The 23,084-nt window shown below is 38.2% G+C and carries 22 protein-coding genes; 10 read left to right on the top strand and 12 right to left on the bottom strand.

What is annotated here, in order from left to right; genetic code table 11:
- Nucleotides 1-17 precede the first annotated feature (17 nt).
- The 3 genes from recO to panB are packed head-to-tail and all read left to right on the top strand — an operon-like array spanning nucleotide 18 to nucleotide 2,460.
- Entirely contained in the window at nucleotides 18-764 is a 747-nt protein-coding gene (gene recO / locus ACFIK4_RS01530) for a DNA repair protein RecO (RefSeq protein ID WP_375631707.1), read from the top strand.
- Nucleotides 765-787: 23 nt separating this feature from the next.
- Entirely contained in the window at nucleotides 788-1,648 is an 861-nt protein-coding gene (gene panC / locus ACFIK4_RS01525) for a pantoate--beta-alanine ligase (RefSeq protein ID WP_375612946.1), read from the top strand.
- On the top strand, nucleotides 1,645-2,460 hold the full coding sequence (panB, locus tag ACFIK4_RS01520) for a 3-methyl-2-oxobutanoate hydroxymethyltransferase (RefSeq protein WP_375612945.1): 816 nt from the start codon (nucleotides 1,645-1,647) through the stop codon (nucleotides 2,458-2,460). Before panC ends, panB begins: the two co-directional genes overlap by 4 nt.
- A gap of 591 nt (nucleotides 2,461-3,051) precedes the next feature.
- Here the strand turns inward: panB and ACFIK4_RS01515 are convergent.
- Nucleotides 3,052-3,669, bottom strand: a complete 618-nt coding sequence (locus ACFIK4_RS01515; RefSeq protein ID WP_375610152.1) for a YfbR-like 5'-deoxynucleotidase — start codon at nucleotides 3,667-3,669, stop codon at nucleotides 3,052-3,054.
- Nucleotides 3,662-4,534 (bottom strand): YgfZ/GcvT domain-containing protein, encoded by an 873-nt coding sequence (locus ACFIK4_RS01510; protein WP_375629274.1) that lies wholly within the window; start codon nucleotides 4,532-4,534, stop codon nucleotides 3,662-3,664. Before ACFIK4_RS01510 ends, ACFIK4_RS01515 begins: the two co-directional genes overlap by 8 nt.
- A gap of 64 nt (nucleotides 4,535-4,598) precedes the next feature.
- Between ACFIK4_RS01510 and ACFIK4_RS01505 the strand changes: the two genes are divergently transcribed.
- A complete protein-coding gene (locus ACFIK4_RS01505; RefSeq protein ID WP_375612943.1) occupies nucleotides 4,599-5,927 on the top strand; it encodes a dihydroorotase in 1,329 nt (442 codons plus the stop codon).
- A gap of 417 nt (nucleotides 5,928-6,344) precedes the next feature.
- Here ACFIK4_RS01505 and ACFIK4_RS01500 read toward each other — a convergent pair whose 3' ends face one another.
- The gene (locus ACFIK4_RS01500; protein ID WP_375612942.1) at nucleotides 6,345-6,713 is read right to left on the bottom strand and encodes a TIGR02301 family protein; all 369 of its coding nucleotides are present in this window, start codon (nucleotides 6,711-6,713) and stop codon (nucleotides 6,345-6,347) included.
- 500 nt (nucleotides 6,714-7,213) lie between these two features.
- Here ACFIK4_RS01500 and cysS point away from each other — a divergent pair, with 500 nt between their 5' ends.
- From cysS to pssA, 5 genes are all read left to right on the top strand, one after another.
- The gene (gene cysS, locus ACFIK4_RS01495) at nucleotides 7,214-8,722 is read left to right on the top strand and encodes a cysteine--tRNA ligase (RefSeq protein WP_375611222.1); all 1,509 of its coding nucleotides are present in this window, start codon (nucleotides 7,214-7,216) and stop codon (nucleotides 8,720-8,722) included.
- A 50-nt stretch (nucleotides 8,723-8,772) separates the two neighbouring features.
- Nucleotides 8,773-9,444, top strand: coding sequence for a DUF421 domain-containing protein (locus ACFIK4_RS01490; RefSeq protein WP_375674724.1), 672 nt, complete (start codon nucleotides 8,773-8,775; stop codon nucleotides 9,442-9,444).
- A gap of 115 nt (nucleotides 9,445-9,559) precedes the next feature.
- Entirely contained in the window at nucleotides 9,560-11,443 is a 1,884-nt protein-coding gene (locus tag ACFIK4_RS01485) for an ABCB family ABC transporter ATP-binding protein/permease (RefSeq protein WP_375612940.1), read from the top strand.
- 117 nt (nucleotides 11,444-11,560) lie between these two features.
- On the top strand, nucleotides 11,561-12,259 hold the full coding sequence (locus ACFIK4_RS01480; RefSeq protein WP_375612939.1) for a phosphatidylserine decarboxylase: 699 nt from the start codon (nucleotides 11,561-11,563) through the stop codon (nucleotides 12,257-12,259).
- Between the two features lie 8 nt (nucleotides 12,260-12,267).
- The gene (gene pssA, locus ACFIK4_RS01475) at nucleotides 12,268-13,107 is read left to right on the top strand and encodes a CDP-diacylglycerol--serine O-phosphatidyltransferase (RefSeq protein ID WP_375611225.1); all 840 of its coding nucleotides are present in this window, start codon (nucleotides 12,268-12,270) and stop codon (nucleotides 13,105-13,107) included.
- A 70-nt stretch (nucleotides 13,108-13,177) separates the two neighbouring features.
- Here the strand turns inward: pssA and ACFIK4_RS01470 are convergent, their stop codons facing one another.
- The 9 genes from ACFIK4_RS01470 to rpsF all read right to left on the bottom strand — a co-directional run bounded on the left by ACFIK4_RS01470 (nucleotide 13,178) and on the right by rpsF (nucleotide 22,100).
- A complete protein-coding gene (locus tag ACFIK4_RS01470; RefSeq protein ID WP_375613045.1) occupies nucleotides 13,178-13,927 on the bottom strand; it encodes an SDR family NAD(P)-dependent oxidoreductase in 750 nt (249 codons plus the stop codon).
- Between the two features lie 2 nt (nucleotides 13,928-13,929).
- A complete protein-coding gene (gene purF, locus ACFIK4_RS01465; RefSeq protein ID WP_375638093.1) occupies nucleotides 13,930-15,423 on the bottom strand; it encodes an amidophosphoribosyltransferase in 1,494 nt (497 codons plus the stop codon).
- An 82-nt stretch (nucleotides 15,424-15,505) separates the two neighbouring features.
- The gene (locus ACFIK4_RS01460; protein WP_375629260.1) at nucleotides 15,506-16,081 is read right to left on the bottom strand and encodes a CvpA family protein; all 576 of its coding nucleotides are present in this window, start codon (nucleotides 16,079-16,081) and stop codon (nucleotides 15,506-15,508) included.
- A gap of 142 nt (nucleotides 16,082-16,223) precedes the next feature.
- Nucleotides 16,224-17,600, bottom strand: a complete 1,377-nt coding sequence (radA, locus tag ACFIK4_RS01455) for a DNA repair protein RadA (protein WP_375612937.1) — start codon at nucleotides 17,598-17,600, stop codon at nucleotides 16,224-16,226.
- 6 nt (nucleotides 17,601-17,606) lie between these two features.
- Entirely contained in the window at nucleotides 17,607-19,097 is a 1,491-nt protein-coding gene (locus ACFIK4_RS01450; RefSeq protein ID WP_375610161.1) for a replicative DNA helicase, read from the bottom strand.
- 595 nt (nucleotides 19,098-19,692) lie between these two features.
- Nucleotides 19,693-20,289 carry a 50S ribosomal protein L9 gene (gene rplI, locus ACFIK4_RS01445; protein ID WP_273791080.1) on the bottom strand — a complete coding sequence of 199 codons (597 nt, stop codon included), beginning with the start codon at nucleotides 20,287-20,289 and terminating at the stop codon, nucleotides 19,693-19,695.
- 25 nt (nucleotides 20,290-20,314) lie between these two features.
- The gene (locus ACFIK4_RS01440; RefSeq protein WP_375638094.1) at nucleotides 20,315-21,295 is read right to left on the bottom strand and encodes a hypothetical protein; all 981 of its coding nucleotides are present in this window, start codon (nucleotides 21,293-21,295) and stop codon (nucleotides 20,315-20,317) included.
- A 149-nt stretch (nucleotides 21,296-21,444) separates the two neighbouring features.
- Complete coding sequence (gene rpsR / locus ACFIK4_RS01435; protein ID WP_012754957.1) at nucleotides 21,445-21,693, bottom strand: 30S ribosomal protein S18; 249 nt, start codon at nucleotides 21,691-21,693, stop codon at nucleotides 21,445-21,447.
- Entirely contained in the window at nucleotides 21,693-22,100 is a 408-nt protein-coding gene (gene rpsF, locus ACFIK4_RS01430) for a 30S ribosomal protein S6 (protein ID WP_375674690.1), read from the bottom strand. Before rpsF ends, rpsR begins: the two co-directional genes overlap by 1 nt.
- A 335-nt stretch (nucleotides 22,101-22,435) precedes the next feature.
- On the opposite strand from rpsF, the gene ACFIK4_RS01425 reads away from it, so the two are divergent.
- Nucleotides 22,436-23,023: an undecaprenyl-diphosphatase gene (locus ACFIK4_RS01425; protein ID WP_375612934.1), complete on the top strand. Its 588-nt coding sequence runs from the start codon at nucleotides 22,436-22,438 to the stop codon at nucleotides 23,021-23,023.
- Nucleotides 23,024-23,084 lie beyond the last annotated feature (61 nt).

Here is a 23,084-nt window from a genome sequence, read left to right as displayed (position 1 = left end):
AAAATAATTAAAGTAAAATGAAGTGGAAAGAACAAGCCGTTATACTTGGTACACGCCAATATGGTGAAACAAGTGTTATTCTTGAGATTATGACACGTGAACATGGTCGTTATATGGGAGTGGTAAAAGGGGGGCGCTCGCGTCGCATGGCAGCTCTTCTTCAACCTGGAAATTTTGTGGAGGCTGAATGGTGGGCTCGTTTAGACGAACATTTGGGACTTTTTCGGCTTGAAGCTCTTGATTTACATGCGGCACGATTAATCTGTCTACCAGAAGCACTTTATGCTTTGCAATTGATAGCTTTTCATTTGCGGCTTCTTCCCGAACGTGATCCGCACCCCATTTTATATGATATTTTACACCTTTTTATGCAGAATTTTGATGAACCATTTGTAAATGCAGAATTGCTTGTACGTTTTGAAATGCGGCTTCTTGAAGAACTTGGTTTTGGTCTTGATTTATCTTGTTGTGCTGCAACAGGTCGTCAGGAAAGGCTTCATTACGTATCACCAAAATCTGGACGGGCTGTCTGTGAAGAAGCAGGGGAACCTTGGAAAAAAAAGCTTCTCATTCTACCACAGTTTCTTGTACAAAGAACGACTCGTCCTGCTGATTTTAGTGACATAATAAATGGTTTTATACTGACGGGTTTTTTTCTTATGCGTCATGTCTGGGAGCCACGAGATATAAAGCAGCCGTCAGTGCGCATGAATTTGATACAATTGTTTGAGCGTCAATTTGGTGTACAGGCATTAATTGGTTGATCTGATGATAATTGAATGGGAAAATGAGAATTTTAAAGACAATTGCTGAAGTCCGCCAATATACTTCAGAGGAACGACGTTTAGGTTTTTCGATTGGTTTTGTTCCAACAATGGGGGCATTGCATGATGGACATCTTGCATTAGTACAGTATGCAAGAGCAATGTGTGATCGCGTAGTGGTTTCTATTTTTGTCAATCCAAAGCAATTTGGACCTCATGAAGATTTTTCTCAATATCCAAGAGATTTGAAGGGCGATTGTGCTTTGTTAAAAGAAGCAGGTGTTGAATGTGTTTTTGCTCCTTCTGTCGATGAAATGTGGCCACTGGGGAATGATACAATTGTACAAGTGAAAAAATTATCACGTATTTTGATGGGAAAATTACGTCCGGGGCATTTTTGTGGTGTAACAAGCGTTGTTGCTAAACTTTTTAACATTGTCCAACCAGATAAGGCTTTTTTTGGGGAAAAAGATTTTCAACAAATTTTAATTATTCGGCGTATGGTTGAAGATTTGGCTTTTCCTATTGAAATCGTTGGAGTTCCTATTCTACGGGAGTCAGATGGTGTAGCGTGTTCTTCACGCAATCAGCTTTTAACATTAGAAGATCGTAAAGCTGCCAAAATTATTCCTGAAAGTGGAAAAGCTGCTGAAAAGCTTTATCATGAAGGTGAACGGTCGGTTGATAAATTATGCAAAACTGTTCGTGATATTTTACAACAAGAAACGCGTGCAATCATTGAAGCGATAGATTTACGGGATATGGAAACTTTATGCGTGGTTAAAGGAACATTGAATAAACCAGCAGTTTTACTTCTTACTGTCCGCTTTGGTGAGATAAGGCTGATTGATCAATATATATTGCAAGAGAAGGGTGGAAAATGAGTGTACATAAAACCGTAAAGCGTATAACATCTTCCGAAATACGTGCACGAAAGGGACAACAGCCAATTGTTTCTTTAACAGCTTATCAAGCTTATACTGCGCGGATTGCTGATCCATATTGCGATATCCTTTTGGTTGGTGATAGCGTTGGGATGGTTGTGTATGGGTTTGAGACAACGCTTCCTGTTAATTTAGATATGATGATTTCACACGGGAAAGCCGTGGTGCGTGGATCTCAAAAAGCTCTTGTTGTTATTGATATGCCTTTTGGTTCTTATGAGGAAAGTCCAGAGCAAGCTTTTTTAAATGCATCGCGCATTCTTGCACAAACGGGGTGTGGTGCAGTTAAGCTTGAAGGGGGCGTTTATATAGCCGAAACAGTAGATTTTTTGTGTAAACGTGGCATTCCAGTGATGGGGCATATCGGTCTTACACCCCAAGCAATGAATCGTTTTGGTGGTTTTAAAACACAAGGACGCAAGGAGAATGATTGGCAAAGAATTGAAGCAGATGGAGCAGCGATTGAAGAGGCAGGTGCTTTTGCTGTTGTTTTAGAAGCAATGGTTGAACCTTTAGCGGTGAAACTGACAGATAAGCTTTCTATCCCTACGATCGGTATAGGGGCGTCCAATCAATGTGATGGGCAAGTATTGGTTATGGAAGATATGTTGGGCTATGGTTCTCATGTGCCAAAATTTGTACGCCGTTATGGAGACCTTGAACAAGCCATGGAAACTGCAATAAAGAATTATGCAGAGGATGTCACATCTCGTGCTTTCCCAGCGGATAATGAAGTTTATAAACTAAAATAAACTTCAGTTTAAGATGAAAGGTTTGACAAGAGAACATTTGTTATTTTGATAATGAATGTGCATTTTTAATATATTTTGTATGCAATTTGAACTGTGATTTTTTCCATTTCTTTAATGAAGTCACGCCTCTCATGCAAAACAGAACGCCATTGGGTCGCTAATTCACATGCTTTTTTAAAGAAAGCTTTCTTAAGGTACCCAACCTATTTCGCGACGGCGTTCGTGAATAGTATAGTGGTAAGTCCCTTATGAAGTGTATAAAATTTATAGAGTACTCCCGTCTTTACGCTTCATAAGAGAGCAAGCCGGCATCATCACACACTTTGCCAATTTTCAATGCTGCGACAGCGCTTAGCACTTGAGATGGTTCATAAGAAGCATTTTAACTCTTTCTTTAAAAAATTTTACCCACACGCCAGACCCGCTTGTGGTGTGCAAGAGAATGATTTTGATTGATTCAATATAAACAGATTTGAAATGAGTGAAGCTTACGATATTAGGAGCTCTCATTCAAAATGAAAAAACAATGAATTATTATTATAAGTCAGTGTGATGATTCTGTAATGACAAGGAATCAACAATGCGAAGGGGCTATAATCTTTGGACATCCAAGTCATTAAAGCGCGTTAAAAATGCGTTTTCAATGTGTTGGGTAGAATAGGGGGATAAATTCAGATCATCGGGTAAAATATTATTGGGAGAGCCAAAATAGTGAAGGGCTTCTTCTGTATTAAATCCAGCAAGCGTAATCGCTTCATAATAGGCAGCGATACGGTCGGCTTGTTTAATTTTTTTTAAAAGTTTTTGAGAAAGATCAACGGGAAGAGAAAAGCGCATGTGGATAGCATCTTGGATGCGCTTTTCAACGCGTTCATATTGTTTTCCTATAACAGCTTTAAAAGGGGAAATCATATCGCCGATGACATATTCTGGAGCATCATGAAGAAGGGCATAAAGACATTCGTTGCTTCCCGATTGTGGAAAAAGTTTTTGAAATATTTGTTCAACCAAAAGTGAATGTTGTGCAACAGAATAGGCATGCTCTCCTCGTGTTTGACCGTTCCAACGTGCTACGCGAGCAAGTCCATGGGCAATATCTTCAATTTCAACATCAAAAGGAGAAGGGTTGAGAAGATCAAGTCGCCTTCCAGAGAGCATTCTTTGCCAAGCGCGGGCTTCTCCATTTTTTAATAATTCAGCTTTAGCCATGAGTGTTTTCTATAGTATTTTCAGGAAAGGTAAAATTCATATTTTCAGCAATGCTTATAGTGACAGGAATGTTTTTTACAGTAAAGGGGATGTTATGATCCATAGCATCTTTGACGTGGTCAATACGCATTAAAGCAAGAGCCTCATTTTCTACACATGTTCCCAAGTAGCCAAGCACTTTTGTTCCTGCTTCAATGCTAGATTGAGGGGTTAATTTACACTGGCCTTTTACAATAAAAATACGGCGACGTGCTGCACGGCGGTGGTGCATTCGTGAAACAATTTCTTGTCCAATATAACATCCTTTATTGAATGCAAGTCCATTGATTTGATCGTAATTAATATCATGAGGAAAGACTTTGCCAATTTCATAGTCTTGATCACTTTCCGCAATTGCATAACGGATACGCAATTGATTCCATGTGTCATGATATTCTGAAGTTAAAAAAGGTTTTTTGCCATAGATTCGTATTATTTTTTCTTTTTGTGGGAAGCGTTTATCAACAAAACTTGAATCAAAATTTAAAGCATCTGATTCATTATTCAAAGAAACTGTAACAAGCTCTTGGAATGGTTGTGTAATTTCTACTTTTTTGCGCAGCTTATAGAGCAACAGACGCTTATGGAGCGTATCAGCTAAAGGCATCCTGATATCAATCAGGTAACCATCTTCTTTTTTTCCGATAAGAAAATCAGCAAGAACCTTTCCTTGTGGGGATAAAAGGGCTCCAGGGAAAAGTTCCTGTGGACTGATTTTTTTTACATCTGTCGTGATCAGGGATTGTAGAAAATCTGTTGCTTCTTCGCCTGTAATTTGAATAAGTCCGCGGTTTTTTAAGCAAATGGCATTTTGTTTTTCAATCATGGTTCTTGCCTTTCTGCTCAAAGTTACATAATCGATAAGTGAGCAATATGTAAGGAGCGTGGTTATGTTTAAAACATTTGATACAATTTTTAAAGGTGCAACACTTGTGAATCATGATGGAAGAAGCAAGCGTGATATTGGTATTACAAATGGTCGTATTGCTGAAATAGGCGACCTTACATGTGCATCGGCTAGTGAGGTCATTGATTGTACGGGGCTTCATATTTTACCAGGAATTATTGATAGCCAAGTGCATTTTCGTGAGCCAGGAAATGAATATAAGGAGGATTTGGAAAGTGGCTCGTATTCTGCTGTGTTAGGGGGTGTTACGGCAGTTTTTGAAATGCCTAATACCAATCCATTGACAACATCAGAAGAAACATTAAGCGATAAGGTTCAACGCGCATTTCATCGAATGCATTGTGATTTTGCATTTTGGGTTGGAGGAACGCGTGAAAATGCTCATGAACTATCTGAATTAGAAAGACTTCCTGGTGCGGCTGGAATTAAAGTCTTTATGGGGTCCTCTACCGGTGATCTTTTGGTTGATGATGATGAAAGTGTACGCCTTATTTTGAAGAATACACGCCGTCGTGCGGCTTTTCATTCTGAAGATGAGGCGAGGCTCAAAGAGCGTAAAATATTGCGTATTGAAGGGGATGCATCGTCACATCCGATTTGGCGTGATGAAGTTGCGGCATTAAAATGTACGCAGCGTTTGGTAAAAATTGCTCATGAGACGAAGGCTCGGATTCATGTGTTACATCTTTCGACAGAAGAAGAAATTGATTTTCTAAAAAAACATAAGGATGTTGCAACAATTGAAGTGACACAACATCATTTGACGCTCACGGCTGATGATTATAAGAAGTTTGGTACATTAATTCAGATGAATCCGCCTATTCGTGAGCCGCGCCACCGTGACGCTCTTTGGTACGGTGTTCAACAAGGAATTATTGATGTCTTAGGTTCAGATCATGCGCCTCATACTCTTGAAGAAAAACTTCAACCTTATCCCTCTTCACCTTCAGGTATGACAGGCGTGCAAACAACAGCAGCAATTATGTTGACACATGTGAATGCAGGAAAAATATCTCTTGAACGTTTTGTTGATCTCACTTCACATGGCCCTAGTCGTATTTTTGGTATAAGTTGTAAAGGGCGCATTGCTGTTGGGTTTGATGCTGATTTAACCATTGTTGATCTTAAGCGAGAGGAAATTATTACGAATAGCTTAATTGGTTCTCGCGCCGGTTGGACACCTTATGATGGTCAAAAAGTTAAAGGTTGGCCTGTTGGGACTATTATCCGTGGTATGCGCGTTATGTGGGAAGGTGAAATTGTCACACCTTCACAAGGAGAGCCTGTTAAATTTATGGAAACTTTGGTGTAAACAGATTAAAATTATAAGTATGCCGTAAAATACCATCCTTTAGAGTGGTGATATAGGGTATGTCAGCCTCTTTGATACATAAGTGTTTTTTTAATGCGTGGTGAATATTCTTAGGCTTGTTTGTAGAAACTATGCAGCAAATTACATGTGTTAGAAGCCAAGAGAAACCTTGTTCAACAAGAACCTAGATTATTTACAGAGCAAATTTAGTTAAAAATCTTTGTCCGTTAAAGTGTGGGGAGGAAGCCAAAGAACAGTTTTGTATGGGGAAAAAGGCGCATATGAATAAAAGCGTATCGAGACATTATTCTTTAAACGTCTCTCTATTTTCAGAGCTGGTTTATTGCTCCCCGCATTTGTGAAAGGAGTATCATTGATATCGCTAAGATTGAGAGAGCTACTTTTTGTATAGATTAATTATTTATAATGCATGAGGAGGTTTTCAGATAAAATTCTTCCTTCCTCAATGTATCTTTGGTTGGCTTCAATGGCTGCTTGTGTACAATGATGATAATTTTCTGAGAAAGCACGATACGCTTCATTAAACGCTTCATAAAAATAAGCACGTCTTTGTGGAATGGGGCGTTCTGCTTCAATCAGTGCATTCATATAGTCATACCATTGGTTTGTTGGAGGCTCGCAAAGATTTTGGAGAGAATGCAATGATCCCAAAATTTCTGCTAGTCGGAGTAATTTTTTTTCATAAGGTGGAGATTGTTGTGCAAAGGTTGGCATTGAAATGACAAGAAATATTAAAATAATGATGTTCATCAATCTATACCGCATTATTTTTATTGCTTTCTTTGAATAAAACTCTGTAAAGATAAAATAATTTTGTCATGAGAACGGTGTAAAAAAATAAAGTTAATTGCTACATTATTCTCAATTATTGATTATAAAATATAGGGCGTAAGAGGCAGTAAGGAACCCATTGTGGAATATTGAAAATACTGACGAAGCTTTGTGTGGTTAAAAATTTAAGATTTTCTGCCTGCAAGCTATCTATTTTTCACATAGATTTATATTGTATTGCCTATAGATTTTTTTCTAAGCTCATTTTTTTAAGGAGAGAAAGCATCTCTAATGATAGAACGCTTTTGTCCAATCAAATAAAATAGATTGTTTTTATGATAAACGATGAATACAGCCGTAAATACAATGGGAAAATGGTAAGAAGAATTTACTATAAAAGATACAAGTTTTTAGCTTAAACCGCGTAATACAATGATTTGAGATAAGATACATCTAAAAGGATCGGTGCATAATATCGTCCATGGAGTTAATAAATGAAAGAGTTGCGATTTTATAATACGCTAACACGTAAAAAAGAAAAATTTACACCAATAGATGCGACAAGAGTACGTCTTTATGTTTGTGGACCGACAATTTATGATTATGCGCATATAGGAAATGCACGTCCTGTTATTGTTTTTGATATTTTATTTCGCTTATTGCGTCATGTTTATGGCAATGAGCATGTTCTATATGCACGTAATATCACAGATGTCGATGATAAAATTAATGCACGAGCAGCTAGCGAATATCCAAACGTATCATTGAATGAGGCTATTCGTCACTTAACAGAACGTACATATTCTCAGTTTCAACAAGATACCATAGCACTTGGTTGTCTGTTGCCAACCAGTCAGCCACGCGCCACTGAGCATTTAGAGGAGATGCGCTCTTTAATTGAAAGGTTGCTTGAAAAGGGGCACGCTTATGAAGCCGAAAATCATATATTATTTTCTGTAAGTAGCATAAAAAATCCTCCCCATTATGGGGCATTTGCAAATCGTTCTTTAGATGAAATGAGGGCGGGGGCGCGTATCGATGTTGCTGCTTATAAAAGGGAAGAGATGGATTTTGTTTTGTGGAAGCCTTCTGTGGAAGGAGAACCAGGTTGGAAATCACCGGGCGGAATTCCTGTTTTAGGTCGTCCAGGTTGGCATATTGAATGTTCTGCAATGTCAATGGCAAAGTTATTAGCGCCCTATGGCGGTGGTTTAACCTGTGATGATCCGACCGCCAATGTTTTTGATATCCATGGTGGTGGAATTGATTTAATTTTTCCTCATCATGAAAATGAGATTGCACAAAGTTGTTCAGCTTTTGGGACGGAGCGAATGGCTAATTTTTGGATGCATAATGGTTTTTTACAAGTTGAAGGCAAAAAGATGTCGAAAAGCTTTGGCAATTTCATAACTATTCGTTCTGTTTTAGAGAATAATTTGGGGGAGTTTAATGGTATTTTAACCGATGAAATGAAGCAAAATTGGGCTGGTTTGTCTGCGCGTTTTTCGATGTTGCAAACGCATTATCGTGAACCATTAAATTGGACAGCACAGCGTTTAATACAATCGAGCAGCGAACTGTATCGTTGGTATGAATGGCTTCGCAGCAAAAAGAGTGAGATGAAAAACAATGAAGCAATTGATGATACTTTGATAGATGCACTTAGTGATGATCTTAATACTCCAAAAGCACTGACTCTTTTGCGAAAATTTTATAAAGAAGGAAATGCTTTGGCTCTTCTGAATGGGATGAATTTATTAGGACTGTTAAGACAAGAATGGATTAAAGAAATAGATTGCCCATTATTTACGAGAAAAACTTTCCTTGATACAAAATTTATTGATCAGCGCATTGCCGAAAGACTAAGACTTATCCATAATAAAGAGTGGGAAGCTGCGGATACAATTCGTGATGAGCTTGCAGCCAAGGGGGTTCTTTTAAAAGACAGTAAGGATCCGCAGAGTGGTGAGCGCATAACTGTGTGGGAAATAAAGCGACACTAAAGCGACACTAATGTCTCTATTCCAGCAGCTCCATAAAAAAGGAGAATATGATGGAATTTTTATATCATTATGGGTATGTTGCACTAAAACTAGTTGTAGGACTTATCGCTTTCCTCTTGATTTTAAGAACCACAGGTCGTGGTAGTCTTAGTCAAATGACGCCAGTTGATTTGGTAAGTAATTTTGTCATGGGAAGTATTATTGGAGGCGTTATTTATAGTCCGGATGTTAGCAGTATTCAATTGTTGATTGTCTTATTTATTTGGCAGACTTTAGTCACATCTCTTAATTTTCTGATGCGCTATTCAGTTTTTTTTCGTCGTCTTATTGCAGGACGACATATTGCATTGGTTTTAGATGGAGTATTTCAAGTGGATAAGATTAAAAAATTAGGTATCAGTGTGAATGATCTGATTACAATGTTGCGCATTAAAGGCTGTAGTTTACATGAAGCTGCTTTCGTTCGTTTAGAAACCAATGGCGATTGTTCCGTTATTAAAAAGGAAGAAGGAAAGAAGTCTATCATTTTAATACAAAATGGTGAAATTCTTGATAAGGGGCTGAAAGAGATTGGTAAAACAAAAAAGTGGCTTCATGCAGAACTGAAAAAAAAACATGTAAAAGTTGAAAATTTATTTGCAGCAGAGTGGTATGAAAATACAGACCCAAATAATAAATTATATAGTGGATTATTTCTTGTTCCTTTTTCAAAAACAGTCTAACTTCAAAAAACGGGTAGGTATAGCTTATTGGAAGCCGTAATGAAGAGATGAATCTATAAATAACCACAGAGGGTATTTTGCCTGTTTGTGCGGATGATAGAGAAGTAAGGACTTTATGAAACGCAATGAAATGACAAAAACTGTATCATCAGATACAGGGAAGACTCTGCACACACTTTACAATTTATGGCCCTATATGTGGCCGGTAGGGCGGCGTGATCTAAAAATGCGTGTGCTATGGGCAATATTTTATCTTGTTTTGGCTAAGCTCGTTCTCATATCTGTACCGTATTTATTTAAATATTCTACGAATGTGCTTGATTCAAGCTTTCAGCTACCTGAATGGTTCCCATCCAGTTGGATTATTCCCATCATGCTCGTTTTGGCATACAATGTCGCGCGTATTATGCAGGCTGGATTAAATCAATTACGCGATTCCCTGTTTGCCACTGTTGGTCAATACGCTGTTCGTCAATTAGCTTATAAAACCTTTGTACATATGCATGAGTTATCCTTGCGATTTCATTTGGAACGCCGAACAGGTGGGCTTTCTCGTGTGATTGAGCGTGGAACAAAAGGAATTGAAGCGATTGTAAGATTTTCAATTCTTAGTACAGTACCGACAGTTTTAGAATTTATATTAACGGCACTGGTATTTTACATAAGTTATGGGTGGCATTATCTTCTCATTGTTGTTGCAACGGTTGGATTATATATCTTGTTTACCATTAAGGCGAGTGATTGGCGTATTCGCATTCGACAAAAAATGAATACAGCGGATACTGAGGCGAATACTCGCGCTGTTGATTCTCTTTTGAATTTTGAAACGGTCAAATATTTTGGTAATGAAACTCTAGAAGCCGATCGATTTGATGCTTCTATGGTAGGTTATGAAAAAGCCGCAACAAAGATTTGGACATCGTTAAGCTGGCTTAATTTTGGTCAGACTCTTATCTTTGGTATTGGAATGACGATCATGATGCTGATGTCAGCTTATGAAGTTTTTTATAAGACACAAACTTTAGGAGATTTTGTTTTTATTAATGCGCTTTTAATGCAACTTTCCATTCCACTAAATTTTATTGGTTCAATGTATCGTGATATTCGACAAGGTTTAACGGATATTGAAGCAATGTTTGATCTTTTAGATGTTCAGAAGGAGATCGTTGATAAATCGGATGCTAAACCGTTAGAGATAAGCGATGGGACCATTTGTTTTCATCAGGTAAAGTTTTCCTACGATTCGAGACGTCAGATTCTCAGAGATATTGATTTTGAAGTTCCGGGAGGAAAAACAGTCGCTATTGTCGGTCCATCGGGTGCCGGTAAATCTACTATTTCTCGGTTGCTTTTTCGGTTTTATGATGTTGATGCAGGCTCTATCACAATTGATGGGCAGGATATTCGTGACGTAACACAAAAGAGTTTGCGTGAAGCGATTGGCATGGTCCCACAAGATACGGTGTTATTTAATGATACAATTGCCTATAATATTTGCTATGGGCGTCCAAGTGCTACAGATGAAGAGATGCGCAAAGCTGCTGAAATGGCACAAATATCAAAATTTATTGAAATTTTACCGGAAGGTTTTCAGTCTATGGTAGGAGAGCGAGGTCTCAAATTATCAGGTGGTGAAAAACAACGCGTGGCTATTGCACGGACACTTTTAAAAGCTCCTCCACTTCTTATTCTAGATGAAGCAACGGCGGCTCTTGATACGGCGACGGAACAGGAAATTCAACAAGCATTGGATATTGTAAGCCGTGGACGTACAACATTGATTATTGCGCACCGTCTTTCTACTGTTATCAATGCGGATGAAATTTTAGTTCTTAAAAGTGGTCGTATTATTGAAAATGGGACGCATACAGAGCTTTTACGCAAGAAAGGTCTCTATGCTTCAATGTGGAATAAGCAGCTTGAAGCATCGCAAGCAGAAGAAAAATTACGTAAAATGCGTGAAGAAGATGAGACGAGTGTTGTTAATCGTAAAAAATAAATAGAGCAAAATGTAATCTATATCTTTATATGGAGTGATTGATTAAATACATAAAAAGACACAAGAGGAACAAAAAGCTTTGTTGCTTGTTTAAGTTTACGATGAATAGGAAATTATATGAGTATTCTGCAATCTTTCCATAATAGCTTTGTAACGGTTCATAAAGAAGGTTATCCTTTTATTGTAGCGTTTTTTGTTATTTCGCTCATTCTTGGTTGGATATGGAGTCCGTTGTTTTGGTTTGGTCTCGTTCTCACGGTGTGGTGTGTATACTTTTTCCGTGATCCAGATCGTGTGATCCCTTTGAATTCAAATTGGGTTATGTCGCCTGCAGATGGGCGTATTTCATTTGTGGAATCATGTGTTCCACCTGAAGAATTAGGATTAGGGAAAGATGAAATGATCCGTATTTCCATTTTTATGGATGTTTTTTCATGCCATATTAATCGTATTCCTATCAGTGGTACAGTAGAGTCTATCGTTTATCATCCAGGTCGATTTACCAATGCTGACTTTGATAAAGCTAGTCAGTTTAATGAGCGTAATGGGGTGGTAATTGATAGCAAACATGGTAAAATTGGTGTCGTACAAATAGCGGGAATGGTTGCGCGCCGGATTGTTTGCTGGTCAAAAGAAAACGATGCCGTTATGACTGGTGAGCGATTTGGATTGATTCGTTTTGGTTCTCGCCTTGATGTTTATATACCAACTGAAATGAAATTGCGTGTTGCAGTTGGACAGACAGCAATTGCTGGAGAAACAGTTTTGGGTTCTTTTGATGATAAGAGTGCCACAACGGACTTCAGATACGATTAGGACTCACAATGAAAAATTTTTCGCCATTTTCTTCATTCAATCCTGAGGGGCAGCATGATGATGTTGCAAATCGGCGGCGTTCACCTACATCAATGCGGTATGTCATTCCCAATATCATTACTATTTTAGCAATTTGTGCAGGGATGAGCAGCATTCGTTTGGCTTTTGAACATCGCTATGAAGCTGCTATTTTAATGGTGCTTTTGGCCGCAGTTTTAGATGGTGCTGATGGTCGCATTGCCCGTTTAATAGATGGTAGTTCATCTTTTGGGGCACAGATGGATTCTCTTGCTGATGTTATAAATTTTGGTGTTACCCCTGCACTCATTGTTTATTCTTTTATCTTGAATCAAGCGAATCATATTGGGTGGGTTGCTGCCCTTGTTTATTGTGTTGCTTGTTGTTTGCGATTAGCACGTTTTAATGTGATGTTAGATAACCCCAATATACCTAAGTGGCAGAGAAGTTATTTTGTTGGTGTTCCAGCACCAGCAGGAGCATTATTACTTTTATTGCCTACCTATTTAGGCACTCTTGGTTTGGTCCCCAATTGGGGGTGGGCATTATTTTTTAGTCTTTATACTGTAATTATTGCTTTTCTTTTGATTAGTCGTTTACCGGTATGGAATGCAAAAACAATTGATCAAAATTTAAGGCGCGATATCGTTATACCTTGCATGTTGGTCATTGTTATTTATGTCGGTTTTCTTGCGACTTACACATGGGAAACTTTATTGATTACAGCTGTTAGCTATATGATTTTTCTCCCTTGTAGTTTTATCGCTTATAATAAACGTGCTACTTTAGAAGAGAAAAAGGCTGATGCTAAAGCTATCCAAGAATTATAAAGTGCTTCATTCTTCTGTCGAAAAGCACAGGAAAAAGAGAGAGTCAAACGATTTACTTCTCATATGATGATCAATCAGGTACATGATAATCTACAAACCGATTTTTATGGACATTAAAGAGTTTTCCAGTTTCCTTTAAATCAGGTGATAACAAATGGACTATCTTTTTTGCAACCTCTTGTGGTAAAGGAAGAGTTTGTGGATCTTCACCGGGCATAGCTTCAGCGCGCATGGCAGTGCGTGTGGCACCAGGGTTGACACAATTAATCTTAATAGGGGTTTGTTTGAGTTCTTCTGCCCAACAGCGGGCAATCACCTCTAAAGCCGCTTTAGAGGCTGCATAAGCTCCCCAGAAAGGGCGCGCAGCATGCGCAACGCTTGAGGATAACAGGATGGCTCGTCCAGCATCAGATTCACGTAATAAAGGCTCAACGGCTTTCATTAAGCGCCATTGGCTGAAAAGATTTATTTGAAAAACATCTTCAAATACCGTGTTTTCTATATGCGCTATTGGTGAGAGTGTTCCAAGAATTCCTGCGTTTGCAACGATAATATCAAGTTTTTTCCAGCGTTTGGCAATTGAGATAGCAAGGGTATCGATGTTTTCCATATGATGCAAGTCAAGGGGAACAAGGGTTGCATGAGCTCCTTTTTCTCGGATTTGATTATCTAATTCAGTAAGTCCACTGACTGTTCGTGCAAGAGCAATAATATGAGCACCGCGTGCAGCAAGCTCGAGTGCCAAATAATAGCCAATCCCTCTTGATGCGCCAGTAACAAGTGCAACACGCCCATGGAGACTAAAGTCACGTTTTGTCATCATTAATCTCTTGTTTTAAGAACAGATGATTGATGAATTTTGGAGAGATTTTCTTGATCAACCAGATGCGTAGGATAATATCCAGTAAAATAATGGTCAGTAAATTGTGGATCGGCGTTATTCCGTTTTTCCCCTGCTACAGCAAGATATAATCCATCAGTTGAAAGAAATTCTAATGAATCCGCTCCAATAAAATCACACATAGATTTTAAATCTGGATATTGATTTGCTAAAAGGTTTTCAGCTTTAGGTGTATCAATACCATAAAAGTCAGGATAAAAAATCATAGGGCTAGAAATGCGCATATGAACTTCTTTTGCTCCTGCATCGCGAAGCATTCGTACAATTTTAAGGGATGTTGTTCCACGCACAATAGAGTCATCAACCAGAATAACACGTTTTCCTTCAATCACAGGACGGTTTGCCGAATGTTTTAACTTGACGCCAAAAGCGCGAATTTGTTGTGTTGGTTCGATAAAAGTGCGGCCAACATAGTGATTACGAATAATACCAAGCTCGAAGGGAATTCCAATTTCTTGTGCATAGCCAATTGCAGCAGGCGTTCCTCCATCAGGAACAGGAACCACAACATCACCCTCACAAGGGGCTTCCTGTGCTAAACGGATTCCCATATTTTTACGTGTTGTATAAACACTACGCCCTCCAACGATTGAGTCCGGGCGGGCAAAATAAACATATTCAAATAAACAAAGCTTTTCTGGTGTCTCATTTTCTGGTTTTATAATTTTTTTCGTAATTTCCCCATTTTTTTGTATTTCACATATGATGATTTCTCCATTTTTAACATCACGGACATATTTTGCTCCAATAATATCAAGAGCACAAGTTTCAGAACAAAAGATAGGCTTACCATCAAGTTCCCCCATCACGAGAGGTCTAATTCCTGTTGGATCGCGTGCCGCAATAAGCTTTGTACGTGTGAGCGCTAACATAGCATACCCACCTTCTACTTGCCGAATCGCATCAACAAAACGATCAGAGGACGATTCATAACGTGAGCGGGCGATAAGATGGAGAAAAACTTCTGAATCTGACGTTGATTGACAGATAGCACCAGAAGCGATGAGTTCACGGCGTAATGTGAGACCATTGGTAAGATTACCATTATGCGCAATAGCAATACCTCCAACTTTCAATTCAGCAAAAAGGGGTTGAACATTGCGTAATGCCACTTCTCCAGTTGTTGAATAACGGGTATGTCCAATAGCACGATTTCCTGGTAAGCGGGCAAGTGTTGCAGGGTTTGTATAGTGATCGCCAACAAGACCTAAATGCTTTTCTTGATGAAATATTTTATTATGGTAAGAAACAATCCCAGCTGCTTCTTGCCCACGATGCTGAAGTGCGTGGAGTCCAAGAGCTGTTAATGTTGCGGCATCTTCATGCCCAAGAATACCAAAAACTCCACATTCTTCATGAAGGGTATCATCATCTAATGAAAATTCTTGACAGAAAACATCGCTTTTTATCATCATATTCTTTCAGTTGTGATATGGAGGAATCATTAATATCACATTTTACATCATTTAGTTCTCTTTCCTCATGAAAAACTATTCTCTATTTTTTGAAAATTATCTTTTCATGAGAGTGTTGCTCATACGTATGTTTATTGCTGTCTTTAAACAAATTTTCCGTCTTTTCGAGAACAGATCCAATATCTTTGGGGAGTATTTCCCAGACTTTTTGTCCCAATGAATCTAAAATAGGCCTTGTTTTTGCATTTTTTAACCAATTCGCTTGAAGCTCGGGTTTAATCAGTGCATTAAGCAGTAACATACCGATGACCATGATAAGTAAACCACGAAGTGCTCCAAAAATAAAACCAATAGCACGGTCAAGGATACCAATTCGACTATCAATAATAAAATCAGAGATCTTCATTGTAATAATTGAAGTAATAATGAGAACAATAATAAAAATTGTGACCAATGTTGTGATCAATGCAATCATTTTATTAGAGAGATATTGTTCAAAGAAAGGTAAGACAGGTTTGAATAAAAACAGTGTCGTAACAGCTGCAACTGCCCAAGAAATCAACGATAACACTTCACGTGAAAATCCTCGAAGCATAGCAAGAAAAGCGGACAACAGGATGATTACTACGACAATTCCATCAAGGATTGTTATGATCATTTGTTTGTTCCTTATACATAAAGTTGTGTTCTTTTAAGTCTGTGTGCAAATATATTTTTTGTTATGCCATTTTTTGTTCTTATAGCAAGGATCTTTTGTATTTTATAGAGTTTTTTCTATATTATCATATCTGTGGTGCAGATCATTTTTTACTTACGGTAAGAGTAGCAACGAGTTCGGGAAGGTCGGAGAAAGTTTTTTGTTGAAAGTTGAGCGACTTCATCATTTCGGTTGTTGTTGTGGGGTGAAAGGCTCCTTGAAAACCGAGTTTTTTTGCTTCATTGATGCGCTGTGCTGAATGTGCAACAGCGCGGGTAGCTCCTGAAAGACTGACTTCACCAAAATATACATAATCCGTTGGCAATGCGATATTGGCAAGAGAAGATACCAAAGCAGCGGCTACAGCTAAATCAGCAGCAGGTTCTGATATGCGATATCCACCTGCCACGTTCAGATAGACATCATGCTGTCCAAAACGAATGCCACAATGAGCTTCTAAAACGGCAAGAATCATAGAAAGGCGATTTCCATCCCATCCGACAACCGCACGTCTTGGTGTCCCAAGGGAAGAAGGAGCAACAAGCGCTTGAATTTCTACGAGTATCGGGCGTGTCCCTTCCATTCCTGCAAAAACAGCAGCGCCTGGTGCTTTTTCATTACGTTCCCCTAAAAATAATTCAGATGGATTTATCACTTCGCGTAATCCTTTATCAGACATTTCAAAGACACCAATTTCATCTGTTGGTCCGAAGCGATTTTTTACAGTTCTAAGAATGCGATAATGATGTCCTCCTTCACCCTCAAAATAGAGAACGCCATCAACCATATGTTCAACGACTCGAGGACCAGCAATTTGTCCATCTTTTGTAACATGCCCAACAAGAACAACGGCGGCTCCTGTTTTCTTGGCAAAGCGGATCATTGCCTGAGCACCGATACGTACTTGTGTGACAGTGCCAGGTGCTGAATCTGCTGTATCTGACCATAGGGTTTGAATCGAATCGATAATCACCATATCAAGGTTTTTATGTTCGCTTAAGGTTGCCAGAATATCTTCAACATTGGTTTCAGCAGCAAGTTTCACTTCTGTATTGTTAGCTTCAAGCCTTTGTGCGCGCAGACAAATTTGCGCAATAGCCTCTTCACCTGAAACATAGATGACATTATATCCTTTACGTGATAAAGCAGCGGCTGTTTGTGTCAGCAATGTTGATTTACCAATACCCGGATCACCTCCAACAAGGAGTGCTGATCCACGGACAAAGCCCCCACCGGTAACACGATCAAGTTCAGCAATACCAGAATGAATACGTGGAGCATCTTCGATATTTCCAGAAAGAGATGTGAGTGTGACAATGCGTCCTTTACGAGCATTCTGCTTAGGACCACTTCCTATGCCGCTATTTATAGTTTCTTCGATAAGGGAATTCCATTCCCCACAAGCGCTACATTTTCCTGCCCAACGGGAATGGATGGTTCCGCAATTTTGACAGATAAATTGAATACGATTACGCGCCATGTCGATTTAACCAATTTGCTCTGGAAGGTAATTGCTATCGGCCAGATCACTAAAGCGTGTGAAATCAGATTGAAAGGCAAGGGGCACGATTCCTGTCGGCCCATGGCGCTGTTTTGCAATAATAACGTCAGCTTTTCCAAAAGCTTTATCCATTATTTCTTGCCATTTCGTATGTTCCAAGCTACCTAGTTTTGGTTCTTCATTTTTGAGATAGTATTCTTCGCGATAGACAAACAGAACGATATCGGCATCTTGCTCAATTGAACCAGATTCACGTAAATCTGAGAGCTGTGGACGTTTATCTGTTCTATTTTCTACTTGACGAGAAAGTTGAGAGAGAGCGATAATAGGAATATTCAATTCTTTTGCTAATGCTTTTAATCCTGTGGTAATTTCTGTGATCTCTTGAACACGATTTTCTGATGAACGCTTTGAACTGCTTGTCATGAGTTGGATATAGTCAATAAACAAGATATCTAAACCATGTTGCCGCTTGAGACGCCGCGCACGAGCAGCTAATTGCGTAATTGATATTCCCCCAGTTTGATCAATATAAAGTGGTGCCTTTTGTAGTTGGTTCACCGCACGAATAATTTTTGAAAATTGTTCATCTGAAATATTGCCACGCCGAATATCAGAAGAAGAGACTTCTGTTTGTTCAGAAATAATACGGGTTGCAAGCTGTTCGGATGACATCTCAAGTGAGAAGAATCCCACAATGCCGCCTTCATTTTCTTGGATATTGGCATTACGATTATAAGCATTAGCAATATTAAAGGCAATATTGGTAGCCAGTGAGGTTTTACCCATACCAGGGCGGCCCGCAAGGATAATTAAGTCAGATGCTTGTAATCCTCCCATTTTTTCATCAAGTGTTTTAATATGGGTGGCTATCCCTGATAATTGTGAAGAGCGCTTTTTCGCAGCACTTGCCATATCGATAGCTTTTTTAATAGCCTCATTAAAATTTTCAAATCCACCTCCATATTTCCCTTTTTCTGCTAGCTCAAATAACTGATTTTCAACAGTTTCAATTTGTTGGGTAGGTGTGAGTTCTACAGGAGCATCAAAGGCTGTATTGACAACTTGAGTTCCAAGGTTAATCAAAGACCGTCGGATAAAGAGATCGTAAATGACGCGTCCATAATCTTCAGCGTTAATAATAGTGACTGCCTCTGTGGCTAAGCGAACAACATATTGGTATACAGTAATATCTCCAATTTTTTCTTCCATTTGGATATAGGGCTTGATTGTAACTGGATCTACACGTTTTCCTATTTTAATAAGGTGAGATAAAACATGATAAATTTTTTGATGCAATGGTTCAAAAAAATGTTCTGGTTTTAGAAAATCTGAAACGCGGTCAAGAGAATCATTGTTGATAAAGATGGCACCAAGCAATGCCTGTTCAGCTTCAATATTATGCGGAAGTTGCCGAAAAGAAGGAGAATCCTCTTTCTTTGAAGAGCTGACATTAACAACGTTAGTTTCTTCCATAATATTTTTCCACTAAAATTCTAAGTCTAGCTACTTTAGGCGATAAATTGAAAATCGTATAATTAAAAGAATAGAGCTACAAATCTTCATTTTAAGTTAAAATTATATAATTTTTAAAAACTCTCTTTTCGTTCCTCATTTATCATTTGTGTATTATTTATATAACGTCTATCTATTTTATTTTATAATATGTGATTTTAAAGTGGAAGTTTTGCTACTCTAAATTTAAGTATTTTTAAGTTACTTAACCTTAAAATTCCAATATCTGTGTAAGTAGAATTATTTTTTTATAACTGAAATTATTTCAGATCATGTGAGGATATAATCAACTTAACGCTCATACAAACTTTAGCCTTAAGGGTAGAACTTTAAATTATTTTTGCTTTATATGCTGGAAAAAAAAAGACATTTCACTCTTAGTGATATTATCATTCTCGGCATGTAATGCCTTTAAATAATATATTTCTAATTCTTTCATAAAAATTAGGTTCTTTATGTACGATAGCCATAAAATACTCACTTTTAAAGTGTGAGTATTTTATGAGCGATATTTAAAATGGAATAAAAAATATAAAACAGAAAGCAAAAATAGCAATTAAGCTTCTTGATGAGAACTGTTTATATCGTTGTCATTAATTTCTTCTGCCAATAATTCTTCCTGACTTTCTTCTAATAATTCTTCTTGAATATTATATATTTCTTTAGCCGAAGTGAGGGTTTCACCTTCTGCTTGGCGTTGTGCTTCACTGGTAGAACGCGCAACATTAATAATCACAGAAATTTGAACCTCTGGATGTAAGCTAAGAGTGATAGTGTGAAGACCGATCATTTTTATTGGATGATTAAGTTCGATTTGATTTCTTCCAATAGAAAAGCCTTCATCTGTTATGATTTCAGCAATATCACGTGTTGACACAGAACCATAAAGTTGTCCTGTTTCACCAGCAGAACGAACAACAATGAATGATTGTCCATCAAGTTTTTCAGCAATTTTTTGCGCTTCGCTTTTGCGTTCAAGATTACGTGCTTCAAGTTGTGCACGTTGTACCTCAAAATGTTTTTTATTAGCTTCATTTGCGCGTAAAGCTTTACCTTGAGGCAAGAGAAAATTACGCGCATAACCATCTTTAACTGAGACAATATCACCCATCTGACCAAGACGAGGAATGCGCTCAAGTAAAATAATATCCATAGTTTTTCCTTTCGAACAAATAAATTTAGTGGAGTTTTTTGCGTGATTGAAAATTGTATTGAATAGCAGCCCAAATTCCCATCAAAAGCATCATGAAAACAATAGGTGGAGTAAAAACGACTGTAAAAATAGCAATATAAACAAGAGAAAGTATAATAATCCGACCGTTTACCCCTTTTGTAATATTGTGAAGATATGCTAGACCGCTAATTAATATGATGACAATGTATGCAGTACTAAAGACACGGGTACTCAAGTTAAGAGAAGCGCTCAGCTCAACCATCGATGCTATGCAAACAATAATGAAAATAACAATTCCAGAAATGGGAAGGCGGAGAGTTTCGCTCCAATCATCACGGGGTCTTTTCAGCCATTTCATATGTTGTGCTGCTATCATGGAAAAGTAAAGGTTACCAATGAGAAAAACCAAACTATAAATAGTCAAAGAAAAAGCAGTAAAAGTTGCTGTATGCGTCATTAAAAGCTCACTAAAAGCGCGTATATCGGCTTCTTTTATTGACTGTGTTTGTTGCAGAGTTTGTGCTATGTTTTCGGTGATTTTTTTTGCAACGATGGGTGTGGAAGGACGTGTTTGAACATAGAGCCCAATGAAAGTTGCTATAAGAGCGATAAAATTAGTTAAATGAAAAATAACCGATGATAATGGATACCATATCAGTTCGTTTTCTTTTTGCGCTGGTCGTGCAAGCCCAAGAAGCCAAGAAGCATAGACAGCAGGAAGGAAAAATAAGAACATAAAGCCAAGAGCAATATAGGTATTAGTGGTTATGATAAGAACAACAGTGGCACTTATGAGGGCGATGAGACTGGCTAATGTTCCTTGACCGAACGCAACAATAAAAATTGGCAATGAAAGAAAGCAGCCAAGAAGAAGAGAAAAAAAGGGCGCGATATTTGCAACACTGATGATTGCCAGTCCTATCACAACAGCAAATAATCCTGCCAAAATACCGGTTAATATCTCATAAGTACGATTTTTTTTCATTTATTGCTGTCCTGCTTTCTGCAGTTAGAGGCGTGTCAATACCCCAACTTTGACATTTAATAGCTTAACATAGGATACAACAAGCTATTTTTTAACCATATAAGAAAAGCAACTGGAGAAACTCTCCAGTTGCATAGCGTATTGATTGCTTACTTTATAACGTACGGAAGTAAGCCTAAAAAGCGAGCACGTTTGATAGCATTAGCTAATTCACGCTGTTTTTTCTGACTAACAGCAGTAATCCGTGAAGGAACAATTTTCCCACGTTCGGAAATATAACGTTGTAACAACTTGATGTCTTTATAATCAATTTTGGGAGCATTGGTCCCTGAAAAAGGACATGTTTTACGACGACGATGAAAGGGGCGACGTGCAGAGTTTTGATTAGTATCAGTCATCATTCTACCCCTTCTATAGTATTTTCACGTTGACGACGTGGAAAACGAGGACGCTCTTCATCATGTCCAATGTGACTATTGCGATCAAGGTGTGAGAGCATAGCAGATTTTTCTTTTTCGTGTTTTTCTACGCGAATGGTCATATAACGCAAAATATCTTCATTGATGCGCATCTGACGCTCCACTTCAGCAATTGCTGAAGCTGGTGCATCAATATTGACTAAGACATAATAAGCTTTACGGTTTTTACGAATACGGTAAGCAAGAGGACGAAGTCCCCAATTTTCTATACGCCCAACTTTTCCACCATGCGTTTCAATGACACCTTTGTAGAGACTCAAAAGTTCATCAACTTGCTGCGGTGCAATGTCTTGTCGGGCAAGGAACATATGTTCATAAAGAGCCATTGTTTTGCCTTTCTTCAATTAAATTTCACCGGTTTTAGCGCAAAGCCTCTGCGACTTGTCTTTTTTGGAAATCCAAAGAAGAAAGGACGCGTTTACAATTCGAGACATCTCAGAGCGGAGATACGGGAGGCCGGAAACATTGTATTTCCTACTGATATTTTACAGCCCTCCGTTCAACCTCCAGCTAAAGTGCCGGCAACGAATATTTCATATCTACAGGTTATCTTTTAAAATAGCAAGTTTATGCACACAAAAAAATTGATTTGTTAAATCTTGATATATTTCCTTCTTCTACAAAAAGATAATACTGTAATATAAAGGCAAAGGAGGGAAAAATGGACTTTTTAAACCAGATTGATGTTACACTCTTTGAAATGTTTGTCGGCAATCATCAAGCTTGGTCGATTGTAGTTTTGTTTAGTATTTTTTGTGCAAAGTTTTTAATTTATATTATTCCTCTCCATCTTTGTGCGTTGTGGTTTTGTGGTGGGGAGAGGGAACGGTGTGTTGTGCTAAGCATTTGCATGAGTATTTGTGCATCTCTTTTCATAGGTTATCTCATTTCTCTTTTTTATTTTCATCCTCGCCCATTCGTGGTAGGGCTGACGACACCGCTTATTCAACATCGTGCAACAGCTTCTTTTCCTAGTAATCATGCCTTGACCATTGCATCTTATGCAGCTAACTTTTATTTTTACCGATACAAAGTTACTTTTAAATTTGCCACCGTATTTTTGTGTTTGATCTGTTGGGCGCGCATCTTTGTGGGTGTACATTATCCCTTTGATATTTTAGCAGGTGCACTTTTAGGAAGTCTCATAAGTTTGGGTGTTATTCAGTTTATAGCACCCTATTTTCCTAAGTTTTTATATCAAATTCCGCCCTTAAAATATAATTTTAGGTGTGGTATTCGTTTTAAATAAAGGGCTTTATATTGATTTGTGCGGATGAATAAGGTCAAAAGAAAATAATTTAATTGTACAG

The sequence above is a fragment of the Bartonella sp. AP9QHHD genome (assembly GCF_042195625.1).
Taxonomy (GTDB): domain Bacteria; phylum Pseudomonadota; class Alphaproteobacteria; order Rhizobiales; family Rhizobiaceae; genus Bartonella.
This window is presented reverse-complemented; position numbering and strand designations above follow the sequence as displayed.